Genomic DNA, 14226 nt, shown 5'->3' on the forward strand with positions numbered 1-14226 from the left:
CGTTTAATTGTAACAATTATTCCATATTGACAAAATATCAATAATAAAATAGAAAAAGCAAAAAAATACTGTATCATTTTTATGAATAATTGAATTTAATATCACTAATTTTGTATCCGATTTTATTTTTTAATCACCTAAAAACTATACTAATATGAATGTAAAAGATATACTTACCAATTTAGAAACTAAACACCCTGGAGAAAAAGAATACTTACAGGCAGTTCATGAAGTTTTAGAGTCAATTGAGACTATTTATAATGAAAATCCGCAGTATGAAGCTGCAAAAATTATTGAGCGTTTGGTAGAACCAGATCGCATCTTAACCTTTAGAATTTCTTGGATGGATGACGCTGGCAATGTTCAGGTTAATTTAGGACATAGAGTGCAATTTAACAATGCGATTGGTCCGTACAAAGGAGGTATTCGTTTACACCCTAGTGTAAATTTAAGTATCCTTAAATTTTTAGGTTTTGAACAAATTTTCAAGAACGCCTTAACTACGTTGCCAATGGGTGGTGGTAAAGGAGGTTCAGATTTTAATCCAAAAGGAAAATCTGATGCTGAAATTATGCGTTTTTGTCAAGGTTTTATGTTAGAGTTATGGCGAGTTATTGGTCCTAGCACTGATGTACCTGCTGGTGATATTGGAACTGGTGGTAGAGAAATTGGATTTATGTATGGAATGTACAAAAAACTACAACATGAAAATTCAGGAGTATTTACAGGTAAAGGTTTAAATTGGGGAGGAAGTTTAATTAGACCAGAGGCTACAGGATTTGGCGGAGTGTACTTCACAAAAGAAATGTTAGAAACTAAAAATGATACTTTTGAAGGTAAAATTGTGTCACTTTCTGGTTTTGGAAATGTTACTTGGGGTTGTGCTTTAAAAATTACCGAATTAGGTGGTAAAATTGTTACAATTTCAGGTCCTGACGGATATGTTTATGATGAAAAAGGATTAGATGAAGATAAAATTGATTACTTATTAGCATTAAGAGCTTCAAACAATGATATTGTTTCACCTTATGTAGAGGAATTCCCAGAAGCGAAATTTTATCCAGGTGAAAAACCTTGGGGAGTTGCTTGTGATATTGCAATGCCTTGCGCCACTCAAAATGAATTGAATGGAGAAGATGCTGAAAAATTAGTTGCGAATGGTGTTAAGTATGTTGCAGAGGTTTCAAATATGGGTTGTACACCTGAAGCTGTTGATGTGTTTCATAATGCCAAAATTTTGTATGCACCAGGTAAAGCTGTAAATGCGGGTGGTGTTGCTGTTTCTGGTTTAGAAATGTCTCAAAACGCAATGAAATTAAACTGGACTAAAGATGAGGTTGATGCTAAATTACACCAAATAATGCATTCTATTCATACAGCTTGTTTAAAATACGGTACACAAGAAGATGGTTATATAAACTACGTAAAAGGTGCTAATATTGCTGGTTTTATTAAAGTTGCAGATTCGATGTTAGACTTAGGAATTGTATAAAAACAATTATTTTTATATTTAAAAGGGTTGCTTATTAGCAACCCTTTTTGTTTGTTGTATATGCAATTTAGGGGTTATTCTTATTCTTGGTTAACCCACGAATTAGCATTGTAGTTTGCTTGAGAATTAATTTATCTTATAAAAACTACTAAAAGCTTTTGTAATATGAGTATGATCATCAACTCCACTGGTTTCTCTAATGGAATGCATTGCCCACATTGGACTTCCTATATCCACTGAACGAATTTCTAACTGACTAGCAGAAACATTTCCCAAAGTACCACCACCTAACATATCTGAACGATTTACAAACTTCTGATAAGGAATTTTAGCTTCCTTGCAAATCATTTCAAAAACAGCGCTTGAATCACTATCAGTTGTATATTTTTGATTTCCTTCAATTTTAATTACAGGACCACCATTAATTACTGGCCTATTAACCGGGTCGTGTTTATCTGGATGGTTTGGGTGTAAAGCGTGCGCCATATCAGCACTTACCATAAAAGAATTATAAACAGCTCGTTGAAAATCTTCTTCATTTTTATTCTGAACTAGTGTAATACGTTTTAAAATATTTTTTAGAATTGGAGAACCAGCACCTTGTTTTGAACGACTTCCAACTTCTTCATTATCAAAAATTGCCAGCACATTTGTTGACTTGCAAACAGGCGCATCTAATATTGCAGTTAATCCTGCATGAACCATTGCCAAATCATCTAATTTACCTGATGAAATAAACTCTTTATTCAACCCTATAATACTTCCTTTTGAAAAATCATATAAATTTAAATCTACCTCTAAAATATCCTCTACTGGGACATTTATTTCTTTAGAAATAGTACGAGTTAATAATAAATCGGTGTTCAATTCTTTATTTATTAGTGCAGTTACAGGCAACATATCAACTTGCTTATTGAGCGCAATACCTTCGTTTACTGTTCTGTTAAAGTGAATAGGTAAATTTGGAATTACAAGAATTGGTTCTTTAATATTTACTAAATAGGTTAATGGGTTCAGTAGGTTTTTTCCTTTTACACTTACTCTTCCAGCCAAAGATAAAGGTCTGTCTAACCAAGAACTTAAAATTGGACCACCATAAGTTTCTGTATTAAATTTTATGTACTTGTCGGCTACTGAAATTTCGGGTGAAGGTTTAATTTTAAATGAAGGAGAATCAGAGTGCGCTGCAACAATTTTATAGCCAGATTCTTCAATTTCGCCATTACCAACTATAAATGCAAAAAGTGATGTGTTATTTTGACTTACAAAATATTTTCCACTTTTTTTAATTTTCCATTTATCAATAAGTTTAAGCTCTGAAAAACCATTATTTAAGAGTTCTATTTTCGTATTTGAAATTACATGATATGGGCTTGGACTCTCATAAATAAAATCTATTAAATTTTGAGCATGTCTCTGTGTTTTGTTCATAATTGAATGTTCTAATTAATACACGAATATACTAAGAATTGAGTTTAAAATAGATCGTAAAGTTTTGTAGTTTTATAATGTGGAAATAGACAATCAATACCGCAAAATAATTCATATTGATATGGATGCATTTTATGCATCTGTAGAGCAATTGGATGATCCGGATTTAAGGGGAAAACCAGTTGTTGTTGGTGGAGGGGGAGAACGCGGAGTTGTGTCAGCAGCAAGTTATGAAGCTCGTAAATTTGGAGTGCGTTCGGCTATGAGTGGTGCAATTGCAAGAAAAAAATGTCCGCATATTATTTTTGTACCTCCAAGATTTGAGCGATACAAAGAGATTTCACAAAAAATTAGATCGATATTTCATGAATATACCCACTTGGTTGAACCATTATCTTTAGACGAAGCTTATTTGGATGTTACTGTAAACAAAAAAGGAAACCCTTCAGCGAGTTTAATTGCCAAAGAAATTAGACAGCGAATTTTTAATGAATTAAATTTAAATGCTTCTGCAGGAATATCTAACAGTAAATTTGTTGCGAAAATAGCGTCTGATATAAATAAACCAAACGGACAAAAAACAATTCCGCCAGAAGATGTTATTGAGTTTTTAGAAGAGTTGCCTATTAAAAAATTCTTTGGTATTGGAAACGTTACTGCTGCTAAAATGTATAATCTTGGAATTTTTACAGGAATGGATTTGAAGTTGAAAAGTGAGGAATTTTTAACTCAGAATTTTAAAAGCTCAGGAGCCCATTATTATAATATTGTTCGGGGTAATTTTTATAGTCAGGTAAAACCAAATAGAGAACGAAAATCGGTTGCCGCGGAACATACTTTTATAACTAATTTGACTTCTGAAATATTTATGCTCGAAAAATTAGAAAAAATTTCAAAGGAATTAGAAAAAAGATTAGTTAAATCGAAAGTATCCGGTAAAACAATTACCTTAAAAATAAAATATAGTGATTTTACCACTCAAACCCGTAGTAAAACATTGCCTTTTTTTGTGAAGGAAAATGCAATACTTTTAGAAACAGTAAAAGAATTATTGTTTCAGGAAAAAGTTATGAATTCTGTTCGTTTATTAGGTATTTCTGTTACTAATTTAAATATAAATTCGAAAAAGAAACCAGAAAAACCAATAAACGTACAATTGAAATTTGAGTTTTAATGATAAACGTCAACCTGAATTCTGTTCAGGTTTTCATAATAATCGATTAGACAAAATGAGATGCTGAAACAAGTTCAGTATGACGAATTTTAGACCCTTTAAAATCACTGAATCCAACATATTTCTGAAATAAATCTAGTTGAACTACTCCAATTCTTTACAATAAAACCCTTTTGAATTTAATAACAATTCTATTTCTGAAGTTATATCATTAGAGGTTTCAACCCTTAAAATTTTATCACAATCCTCAAAGTCAAAATCAATTCTTGAAATGTTGCTAAAAGTTGATAATACGGCTCTTACATGTATTTCTAATTGACGAAAAACATTTGTTTTAAATACTAAAACCATAATCTTATTATTTTTAATTAAGCCACCAGGATTCATTTGGAAAATTTTCTTGATTTAATACAATTGATTCCCCAACTTTAGGTGTTGAAAATTTTATATTTAACTCTTTTGCTTTGACCGAGGCTCTTAAAATTGGGTCGTCCCAACTATGTAGAGCTAGTTTAAAAGACCCCCAGTGAATAGGCATTGTAAGTTTACTTTGAACTTCAATACTTGCTATAATTGTCTCTTCTGGAGTCATATGTATTTGAGACCATTGCTCATTATATTGTCCGCATTCCATCATGGCAAAATCAAATGGGCCATATTTATCTCCAATTTCTTTAAAATGTTTTCCATATCCACTATCACCACTAAAAAATATACTTGAATTTTCAGATTTTAGCACCCAGGAGCACCACAAAGTACTGTTTCTATTGGTAACTCCTCTTCCTGAAAAATGACGTGCAGGCGTTGAAATAAATTCAATTCCTTTATAATTAATACTTTCCCACCAGTCAAATTCTATAATTTTAGTTGTATCAATTCCCCAAGAAGTTAAATGTGCTTTAATTCCTAATGGAACATAAAATTGGCCTACTTTGTCTTTTAGTTTTACTACAGAACCATAATCTAAATGGTCGTAATGATCGTGAGAAATTAAAACAACATCAATTTTTGGTAAAGAGTCAATAGAAATTGGCAATTCCTTCTGAAATCTTTTTGAGCCTAAAAGTGGATGAGGGGCAGGAACATCTCCTAACATTGGATCAATAAAAATGTTCATTCCTTCCATTTCTACAAAAGCTGCCGAATGCCCAAACCATGTAATTCTTGGTTGTTTAGGTTCATTTTCAAAATAACTTTTTGAAAGTTTTTCCATTGGCAATTCTACAGATGGAGTTTTATTATTTCCATCAGTAAAAAACTTAGGTATTGTACTCCATTTAAAACCTGTATTTTGTATTGTTTTTTCGCTGTTTTTAAATGCTCCATTTAAAAAGTTAGGAGATTTTCTGATACGCTCTAAACTTACATCTTTAGCATCAGATCCAAACTGTGGACTAACATTTACAAAGGCAACACCAACTAAGGTAATTACCACAAAAATTGATAGAATTCCAATCATAATTCTTTTAAGTATTTTAACTATTTTTTTAATCATTTTTATAGAATAATTATTTAAATTGACTATTTACTCAAATAACACGTCAATTTTTTTAGGGTTTTAAGTAATTATAAAATTGTTCCCAGGCTTGTTCTATAAAAGCCTGGTCGTTTCTTTTTTTCGGAAATAGTGTTAAATAAGTAACCATTGAAGTAATTAAAGCAAACATTGAACCCATTAAAAAATAAGTATCAATATTTTTAACAAGTTCTTTATCAACATATTCTTGAATGAAGTTTTTAAATTTTTCAAATTTTGCAATAATTTCGGGATGACTTTTTACTCTTTCGGAACAATTTGTATTGTCTACTTGTAATAAAAACTTAAATTTTAAATTGTTATCTATCGCCCAATTCCAAGAGTTTGACCATATTAAACGTAATTTCCCAAGGTCTGATTTAATTCTATCTATATCATTTAATATAGAAGAGGTGTACTCTTTTTTAATTGAAACATACAATTCATCAATTAAATCATCTTTGGTTTTAAAATAATGGAACAGAATTCCTGCACTTACTCCAGCTTCTTTTGAAATTGCTGAAGTTGGTGTAGCATGTAAACCTCTTTCTACAAACAGTTTGGTTGCTGCTTCTAGTAATAATTCTCGTTTATCTATTTTTAATTGACTAATCACTCAACAAAAGTACTATATTTTTTTATTCTACCAAAAAATCGTGAGAATTAATTAATGTTTAACTTTAATTTGAGTATTCTTAATTAAGCTGTCATACCTGCCTTCGCAGGTATGACAAAAATCGATAATAAAAAATTACAACTCTTCTAATTTGTAAACTACATTTCGCTCTTTTAAATAGTTTAAAATATAGTTAAAACAATTTTCGTTTTTACCAACTAATTCAGGTGGGAAAACACCTTTTTCTTCAAATAAGCCATCTAAAAACAGATTTGCTGCTGCAGTTGCTGTATATCCTGTTGTTCTTGCCATAGATGAGGTTTTGGTTTTGGCGCAATATTCATCATGTAAATTGTAAACAATGGTTTTTTGCTCACCTTTTTTATTAGTTCCCTTTAACGAAATTCTCATTACAGTAAGCTCTTCTTCGGTGTCGCCTAGTTTCCATTCATTAAATAATATTTTTGAAGTAAAATCTAAAGGAGAAATTTCAGAGCCGTTCAATGTAATTTTTTCTTCATTAAAAAAACCACTTTCTTTCAATACTTTAATATACTCAACATGCCCTGGATAACGTAACGTTTTTTCTTTCATATTTTTAATATGAGACATTGTAAAAATAATGGATCGCAAACCATCAGAATTAAAAGATTCCAAGGTTCCAACCCCATCAAAATCTACATACTCACAATCTGATAAAGCGTCTTTTACAATAATATTTCCATTTTCAACATAACGAGCCGGACGAGTATATTCTTCAATAACATCAATAGGAGAAAACGGAGCTTTATAGCTAAAAGGCCATTTTTTTATTTTTGGCAAACCACCAACCAAACATTCAAAATCTGTAAGGTCTAGTTTTCCATTGTAATATCCCAAAATAATATTTCCCATTCCCGGCGCAACCCCACAATCAACTATAGCGGTAACATTATGGTTTTTGGCCAATTGATTTAATTCTAAAGAGTTTTCAGGAAAAAAAGAAATATCGATTACATTTTTTTCTGCTTCAATTATTGATTTTAAAGTTTCAAAACCTAAAAAACCAGGAACAGCACAAATTACCAAGTCAAATGATTTTATTGTTTTTTGAAGTTCAGTTTTATTAGTGACATCTACTTGAATTGGGATTAATTGATCACATTTTTTTACTGCTTTATTTAAAGCTTCTTCACTAAAATCAGTAATTGTAACCGAATGTTTTTTAGCCATATCTATAGCCATTGTGCTGCCTACCATACCAGCACCTAATACAATAATATTGCTCATAATGTTTGTTTAATTTGATTGAAAAAAATTTAATTGAATAGTTTTTGTAAAAATTAAAGTTTTATAAAAACTTTAAACCTGGAATAAAAATCCAAGGCATTTCTGATAAGTGTTTTGTGTAGATAAAAAGCATAGTTAAACTTACAAAATATTAATTAACTACCCTATAATTATTTTGCCAAGTGTAATAAGGCCTATTATAAAAATAAGGATTAATACAATCGATTTAAATTTATCTTCAGAAATTTTAGTAAGAATTTTTTTTCCAATAAAGGTTCCAACAACACTTGCAACTAATAAGAAAGGAATTAAATATAAATAGTGGTTATGTACAAATCCGTTAGTGTAATACACAATACTTCGGCTAACATCTATCCCGAGATCTATAATAGCGGAAGTAGCAATAAAAGTTTCAATATTTAAATTAAATGCAGCTAATGTAATTCCCCTTATTGCACCTCCAGTGCCTATTAAACCCGCAACCAATCCAGAAAAAACACCTCCAGTTATTGAATTTTTAATAGTAGGTTTAACAGTTATATTTTTAAAAATAAGAAATGTTAAGCTTGTTATTATTAGAAAAATTGCGAGTAATGTTTCTAAAATATCAATTTGAATTAATTTACTTAAATAAGCTCCAATTATAACAAAAACAACAGCTGGTATTCCTAACCAGATTACTAATTTTTTATTGAAACCTTTTCTGAAAAATGCAATTTTTGTGATATTACTTGAAACATGAAAAATAGCAGTGATACCTAGTACAGAATGAAAGTCTAAAAAGAAACTGGCTATTGGTATAAAAAATAAAGAAGAACCAAAACCTCCAATAGTGCCAAGTATTTCAGCAAGCAGTGCTAATAGTATAAATAATATTAAATGATCCAAAACCTATTTTTTTGAATTAAACGGGCATTTTTGAAATTAATATAAAGTTACGGTATTTTAAACAAGTTCTGTTTTATAATATTTCCCCTGCCAAGTATCTTTTTCTACAAGTTTTTTGTCAATTTTATCTACAATTTCAAAGTTTTTAAGTCCACCCCATTTAGGTGCAATTAACAACTCTTGTGGAGCCTCACTAATAAATCGTTCAATAATAATATCCGGGCGAAGTTGCGTAATAAATTCAGATATAAAATCGATATAATTTTCAGAAGAAAATAAGTTGAAACCCTTGGGATTTCTATTGTATTGCACTGCCATTACAGAGTTTTTTACAATTTGTAAATGATGTAATTTTAAAGTATTAATTGGCAGTTTAGAAATTTCAATAGCATGGTTCAACAAATCTTGTTCGTTTTCTTCGGGAAGCCCTAAAATAATATGAGCTCCTAAATGAAACCCTTTGTTTTTACACAATTCAAAAGTTGCTTTGGTTTCTTCAAAAGTATGACAGCGATTTACAGAAAGTAATGTTTGTTCATTGGTACTTTCTACTCCAAATTCTAAAGAAATAAAATAAGTTTTAGAGAGTTCATCTAAATAATCAATAATTTCTTTTGAAATACAATCTGGTCGAGTTCCTATAACCAAACCAACAACTTTTGGAACGCTTAAAGCTTCTTCATACAGTTTTTTAAGCGATTCAAAATCGGAATACGTATTTGTATATGCCTGAAAATAAGCTAAGTATTTATTGTAGCTCTTTTTTTTTGAAAAGAACTCAATTCCTTGTTCTAACTGTTGTTTTATGCTTTTTTGAGGTTCACAATAATCTGGATTAAAGGTGTTATTATTGCAGTATGTGCAACCTCCATACCCTTTTGAACCATCTCTGTTAGGACAAGAAAAACCAGTATCTAAAGATATTTTTTGTACACGCTCACCAAATTTTAATTTGATGAATGAACTATAATCTAAATATCGTTTTCCAGTAATTTTCATTAAAGTAATTGTGCTGCAAAATTATGAATTGTTATTTTTACAACCATCTATATGAAAGAATATTTAAAAATAAAGCAGCAATTATTAAAAATGTGTTTTCAATTTGTTGAAGAAAAACACAATACCATTTCAAAAAGCATTGCTTCAAATAAAAAGGATTTATTTTCCGAAACAAAAAGTTCAGCAGGAGATAAACACGAAACAGGCCGGGCTATGATTCAGTTAGAAATGGAAAAAGCGGGTCAGCAACTTTCTGAAGTTAATAAAATGCAGGAAGCTTTAAGTAAAATAACTATTGAAAAAGAAAGTGAAGTTGTTTGCTTAGGAAGCCTAATTATAACTGACAAAGGAATTTTTTTTTTAGCAATTAGTGTTGGAAAAGCAATTGTTGACGCTAAAGATTATTTTGTAGTTTCTACAAACTCACCAATTGGAAATCAGTTATTGGGAAAAAAAACAGGTGAAATTATTCCTTTTAATAATGCTGAAATTTTAGAAGTTTATTAGTTGAGACTTTGTCTGTCTGAGCTTGTCGAAGACTTTTAATAAAACTTCAACAGGCTCAGTTTGACAAATTTTTATCAATTACCCTTTAATTTTCGTTTTACTTGGCAATTCTTTATAGCCCATATTGTATAAAGTAAATCCAAAAATATCGGCATATTGTTCAATGGTTTTTGAAACAGGAGTTCCAGCACCATGACCTGCATTGGTTTCAATTCTAATTAATGCAGGATTGTTGCCAGCTTGTTTTGCTTGTAATTCAGCAGCAAATTTAAAAGAATGTGCAGGTACAACTCTATCATCGTGATCACCAGTTGTAACAAGTGTTGCCGGATATTCAACACCTTCTTTAATATTATGAACAGGTGAATACCCTTTTAAATAGTCAAACATTTCTTTTGAATCTTCAGCAGTTCCATAGTCATATGCCCAACCAGCTCCAGCTGTAAATGTATGATAACGCAACATATCCATAACTCCAACAGCAGGCAGTGCTACTTTTATTAAATCAGGTCTTTGTGTCATTGTTGCTCCAACTAATAAACCTCCATTAGAACCTCCTCTAATTGCTAAATGGTCTGATGAGGTGTATTTGTTTTCAATTAAATATTCGGCAGCAGCAATAAAATCATCAAAAACATTTTGCTTTTGTAATTTAGTTCCAGCTTTGTGCCATACTTTACCATATTCACCACCACCACGTAAATTAGGAACAGCATAAATACCACCTTGTTCCATCCAAACTGCATTTGAAATACTAAAGCCTGGTGTTAAACTAATATTAAACCCTCCATAACCATATAAAATAGTTGGATTTTTTCCATTTAATTCTGTTCCTTTTTTATAGGAAATGATCATAGGAACTTTTGTACCATCTTTTGAAGTATAGAATACTTGATGCGATTCAAAATTATCAGAATTAAAGTCGATGGTAGGTTTTTTATATAATTCAGATTCACCATTATTTGGCTTAAATGAATAAATAGACCCTGGGGTTATATAATTTGAAAATGAATAGTAAATTGTTTCAGCATCTACTTTGCCACCAAACCCACCGGCAGTTCCAACTCCTGGTAATTCAATATCTCTAATTAACTCCCCGTTATAATCGTATTGTTTTACTTGTGAAACGGCATCAACCATATATTTTGTAAAAATATAACCACTCGCTTTAGAAGGGGTTAAAACATTTTTAGTTTCTGGAATTACATCCACCCAGTTTTTTGATTCAGGATTGTTAACACTTACCTTAACAATACGTTTGTTAGGGGCATCTAAATTAGTAACCAGTAATAAATTTCCATCTTTGTGATCTAACGCATAAGTATCATACTCAAAACCTAGAATAATTGGTTTTATTGGATTGTTTGGGTTTGATAAATCTTTGAAATACAATTCATTTCCAGAGGTAGATTCTGAAGCGCTAATCAATAAATAGTTTCCATCTTCAGTAACTGATCCACGAACATATCTTCTTTTATCTTTGTCACCAAAAAGAATTTTATCATCTGCTTGTTTTGTTCCTAATTGGTGGTAAAATAAGCGGTGTTGATCCGTTTTTGCTGAAAGTTCACTTCCTTTAGGCTTTTCGTAACTTGAATAATATAGCCCTTCATTTTCTTTCCAGGACATTCCACTAAATTTCACATCAATAATGGTGTCTTCTTTAATCTCTTTTGAAACAGCATCCATAATGATAATTTTTCGCCAGTCAGAGCCTCCCTCTGAAATGGCATAAGAAACCAAACTTCCATCTTTTGAAAAAGACAACCCTCCTAATGAAGTTGTTCCATCTTCAGAAAAAGTATTTGGATCTAAAAATACTTCTGGTTCTTCATCATTTTTAAATCTATATAAAACATATTGATTTTGTAACCCGTTGTTTTTATAAAAATAAGTGTAATCTCCTTCTTTAAATGGGGATCCTATTTTTTCATAATTCCATAATTTTTCTAATCGATTTTTTAGTTCTTCTCTATAAGGAATAGTTGCTAAATAATTAAAAGTAACTTCATTTTGAGAACTTACCCAGGCTTCAGTTTCATCACTCATATCATTCTCTAACCAACGATATGGGTCTTTAACTTCTGTTCCAAAATAATCTGTAATAGTATCAACTTGTTTTGTTGTTGGATAGGTCAATTTTGAAAGGTTTTTTTTGGATTCCGAATTTTTACATGAAAACATAAAAACGGCAATCATAGTTATTAATAGAATATTTTTCATTGTAGTTGTTTTTTGTATTTAACAAATTTAACTAAAAAAGGCTTATTCAGATGAATAAGCCTTTTATTTAGTATTTTTTTAAGAGTTTAAAAAAGTGTTTTAAATTTATTCCAATTGGCATAAATTAATACCGCATTTAAAATTGCAACTAAAGCTGCAGGTGCAATTGTTGAAATGTCAAAAGCTAAATGAAAAAACACAATATTTACTGAAATAGGCACCAACCAAACTAAGGCTAAACCTTTCCACTTATTTATCAGTAATAAAACACCTGGAATAATTTCTGATAAGGCAATTAAAGGCATCATATAACCTGTTGCAATTAAAGCAGCCATAAAACTTCCTTCTGGTGGAGCGTCCATTGGAATAAAACCGAAAAATTTGTTACTTCCAAATACAAGTAAAATAATTGCTAAAACAATTCTTAATGTCATAAGTAATTTTGAATTCATAATTTATTGGGTTTAGTATTATTAGTGAATTTAAGCATTTTATTATAGATGTAACTTTAGTTACTAAATTTATGTAAGTTTTTACGTCACTTTGTCGTCAAATAGTATGGTATAGAAATTGCTATATTATAAATATAAAAATTAAAAAGAATGACAGAATTATTAACAAAAGAAACTTTTTTAGAAAAGGTTTTTAATTTCGAAAAAAATAAAGAGTGGAAGTTTGAAGGTGAAATACCGTGTATAATAGATTTTTATGCAGATTGGTGTGGACCTTGTAAAATGGTGGCTCCAATTTTAGAAGAGTTAAGCGATGATTATAATGGAAAGGTTAATATTTACAAAGTAGATACAGAAGCGGAACAAGAGTTAGCTGCCGCTTTTGGTATTAGAAGTATTCCTTCTATGTTATTTGTACCTAAAGATGGTGAGCCTCAAATGGCTCAGGGAGCACTTCCAAAACATCAGTTAGAACAAATTATGAACGATGTTTTATCAGTATCAAAATAATCCCAAATAAACCCCAAAAAAAAGTCGCACTTTGTGCGGCTTTTTTTATGCTATTATGTAAAGTCAGTCAATTAGTTAAACTACAGCAGTTCCAACCAATGCGTTTTCAATTAAATATTCACCAATTTGAATGGTGTTTGTAGCGGCACCTTTACGCAAATTATCTGCAACAATCCACATATTTAATGTATTTGGTTGAGATTCATCTCTACGAATACGACCCACAAAAACTTCATCTTTATTATGCGCATAAATTGGCATAGGATAGGTATTTGTATCTAAATTATCTTGTACAATAACTCCAGGAGTTTCTACTAATAATTTACGAACATCAGCTAAATCAAAATCATTTTCAAACTGAACATTTACAGCTTCTGAATGCCCTCCAGAAGTTGGAATACGAACAGCAGTTGCTGTAATAGAGAAAGAATCGTCACCTAAAATTTTCTTAGGTTCTTTAACCAATTTCATTTCTTCTTTAGTGTAACCATTATCTAAAAAATCGTCACAATGAGGAATTGCATTTCTGTTTATTGGATAATGGTAAGCCATTTCTCCTTTAATTCCTTTAGTTTCGTTTTCTAATTGTTCAACAGCTTTTACACCTGTTCCTGAAACTGATTGGTATGTAGAAATAACTACACGTTTCATTTTATATTTATCGTGCAAAGGAGCCAATGCCATTACTAATTGAATAGTAGAACAGTTTGGATTTGCAATAATTTTATCATCCTTTGTTAATACATTTCCGTTAATTTCTGGAACTACTAACTTTTTAGTAGGATCCATTCTCCAGGCAGAAGAATTATCTACAACAGTACAACCAACTTCAGCAAATTTAGGAGCCCAAGCTTCAGAAGTAGTTCCACCAGCTGAAAATAAAGCAATATCAGGGCGCGCATCAACTGCATCTTGTAAACCTATAACCGTATAAGTTTTACCTTTATATTCCATTTGTTTACCCTTTGATCTTTCTGAGGCAACCAATAATAATTCAGTAATTGGAAAATTTCTTTCCGCTAAAACTTGTAACATTACGTTTCCTACCATACCGGTAGCGCCTACAACAGCTACTTTCATCTTTTTATTTTTTATTTTAATATTGATGCAAATTTTGTAAAAAAAGGTGACAAACCAATAGTAATAAAT

At 30.7% G+C, this 14226-nt stretch carries 14 protein-coding genes; 4 read left to right on the top strand and 10 right to left on the bottom strand.

Annotation, left to right across the window (positions count from 1 at the left end; genetic code table 11):
• Positions 1-154 precede the first annotated feature (154 nt).
• Positions 155-1492, top strand: coding sequence for an NADP-specific glutamate dehydrogenase (gdhA, locus tag CHB63_RS07090; protein WP_089377762.1), 1338 nt, complete (start codon positions 155-157; stop codon positions 1490-1492).
• A 126-nt stretch (positions 1493-1618) separates the two neighbouring features.
• Here the strand turns inward: gdhA and CHB63_RS07095 are convergent, their stop codons facing one another.
• Positions 1619-2923: a M18 family aminopeptidase gene (locus CHB63_RS07095; protein WP_089377763.1), complete on the bottom strand. Its 1305-nt coding sequence runs from the start codon at positions 2921-2923 to the stop codon at positions 1619-1621.
• A gap of 79 nt (positions 2924-3002) precedes the next feature.
• Between CHB63_RS07095 and dinB the strand changes: the two genes are divergently transcribed.
• Positions 3003-4097 (top strand): DNA polymerase IV, encoded by a 1095-nt coding sequence (gene dinB, locus CHB63_RS07100; protein ID WP_262494205.1) that lies wholly within the window; start codon positions 3003-3005, stop codon positions 4095-4097.
• Between the two features lie 144 nt (positions 4098-4241).
• Here the strand turns inward: dinB and CHB63_RS07105 are convergent, their stop codons facing one another.
• From CHB63_RS07105 to CHB63_RS07130, 6 genes are all read right to left on the bottom strand, one after another.
• A complete protein-coding gene (locus tag CHB63_RS07105) occupies positions 4242-4448 on the bottom strand; it encodes a hypothetical protein (RefSeq protein ID WP_089378121.1) in 207 nt (68 codons plus the stop codon).
• 13 nt (positions 4449-4461) lie between these two features.
• The gene (locus tag CHB63_RS07110; RefSeq protein ID WP_089377764.1) at positions 4462-5592 is read right to left on the bottom strand and encodes an MBL fold metallo-hydrolase; all 1131 of its coding nucleotides are present in this window, start codon (positions 5590-5592) and stop codon (positions 4462-4464) included.
• Positions 5593-5647: 55 nt separating this feature from the next.
• The gene (locus tag CHB63_RS07115; protein ID WP_141107282.1) at positions 5648-6229 is read right to left on the bottom strand and encodes a TetR/AcrR family transcriptional regulator; all 582 of its coding nucleotides are present in this window, start codon (positions 6227-6229) and stop codon (positions 5648-5650) included.
• A gap of 135 nt (positions 6230-6364) precedes the next feature.
• Positions 6365-7498 carry a saccharopine dehydrogenase family protein gene (locus tag CHB63_RS07120; protein ID WP_089377765.1) on the bottom strand — a complete coding sequence of 378 codons (1134 nt, stop codon included), beginning with the start codon at positions 7496-7498 and terminating at the stop codon, positions 6365-6367.
• Between the two features lie 159 nt (positions 7499-7657).
• Positions 7658-8386, bottom strand: a complete 729-nt coding sequence (locus CHB63_RS07125) for a sulfite exporter TauE/SafE family protein (protein WP_245856845.1) — start codon at positions 8384-8386, stop codon at positions 7658-7660.
• A 57-nt stretch (positions 8387-8443) separates the two neighbouring features.
• Positions 8444-9385 (bottom strand): TIGR01212 family radical SAM protein, encoded by a 942-nt coding sequence (locus tag CHB63_RS07130; RefSeq protein ID WP_089377766.1) that lies wholly within the window; start codon positions 9383-9385, stop codon positions 8444-8446.
• Positions 9386-9436: 51 nt separating this feature from the next.
• Between CHB63_RS07130 and CHB63_RS07135 the strand changes: the two genes are divergently transcribed.
• Positions 9437-9892 carry a 3-oxoacyl-ACP synthase gene (locus tag CHB63_RS07135; RefSeq protein ID WP_089377767.1) on the top strand — a complete coding sequence of 152 codons (456 nt, stop codon included), beginning with the start codon at positions 9437-9439 and terminating at the stop codon, positions 9890-9892.
• 78 nt (positions 9893-9970) lie between these two features.
• Here the strand turns inward: CHB63_RS07135 and CHB63_RS07140 are convergent, their stop codons facing one another.
• Positions 9971-12115, bottom strand: coding sequence for a prolyl oligopeptidase family serine peptidase (locus tag CHB63_RS07140; protein WP_089377768.1), 2145 nt, complete (start codon positions 12113-12115; stop codon positions 9971-9973).
• 86 nt (positions 12116-12201) lie between these two features.
• Positions 12202-12567 (bottom strand): DoxX family membrane protein, encoded by a 366-nt coding sequence (locus CHB63_RS07145; RefSeq protein WP_089377769.1) that lies wholly within the window; start codon positions 12565-12567, stop codon positions 12202-12204.
• 150 nt (positions 12568-12717) lie between these two features.
• On the opposite strand from CHB63_RS07145, the gene trxA reads away from it, so the two are divergent.
• Positions 12718-13077: a thioredoxin gene (trxA, locus tag CHB63_RS07150; RefSeq protein ID WP_089377770.1), complete on the top strand. Its 360-nt coding sequence runs from the start codon at positions 12718-12720 to the stop codon at positions 13075-13077.
• A gap of 75 nt (positions 13078-13152) precedes the next feature.
• Here the strand turns inward: trxA and CHB63_RS07155 are convergent, their stop codons facing one another.
• Positions 13153-14157: an aspartate-semialdehyde dehydrogenase gene (locus CHB63_RS07155; protein ID WP_089377771.1), complete on the bottom strand. Its 1005-nt coding sequence runs from the start codon at positions 14155-14157 to the stop codon at positions 13153-13155.
• Positions 14158-14226: the final 69 nt, after the last annotated feature.

The sequence above is a fragment of the Lutibacter flavus genome (genome assembly GCF_900188355.1).
GTDB lineage: Bacteria > Bacteroidota > Bacteroidia > Flavobacteriales > Flavobacteriaceae > Lutibacter > Lutibacter flavus.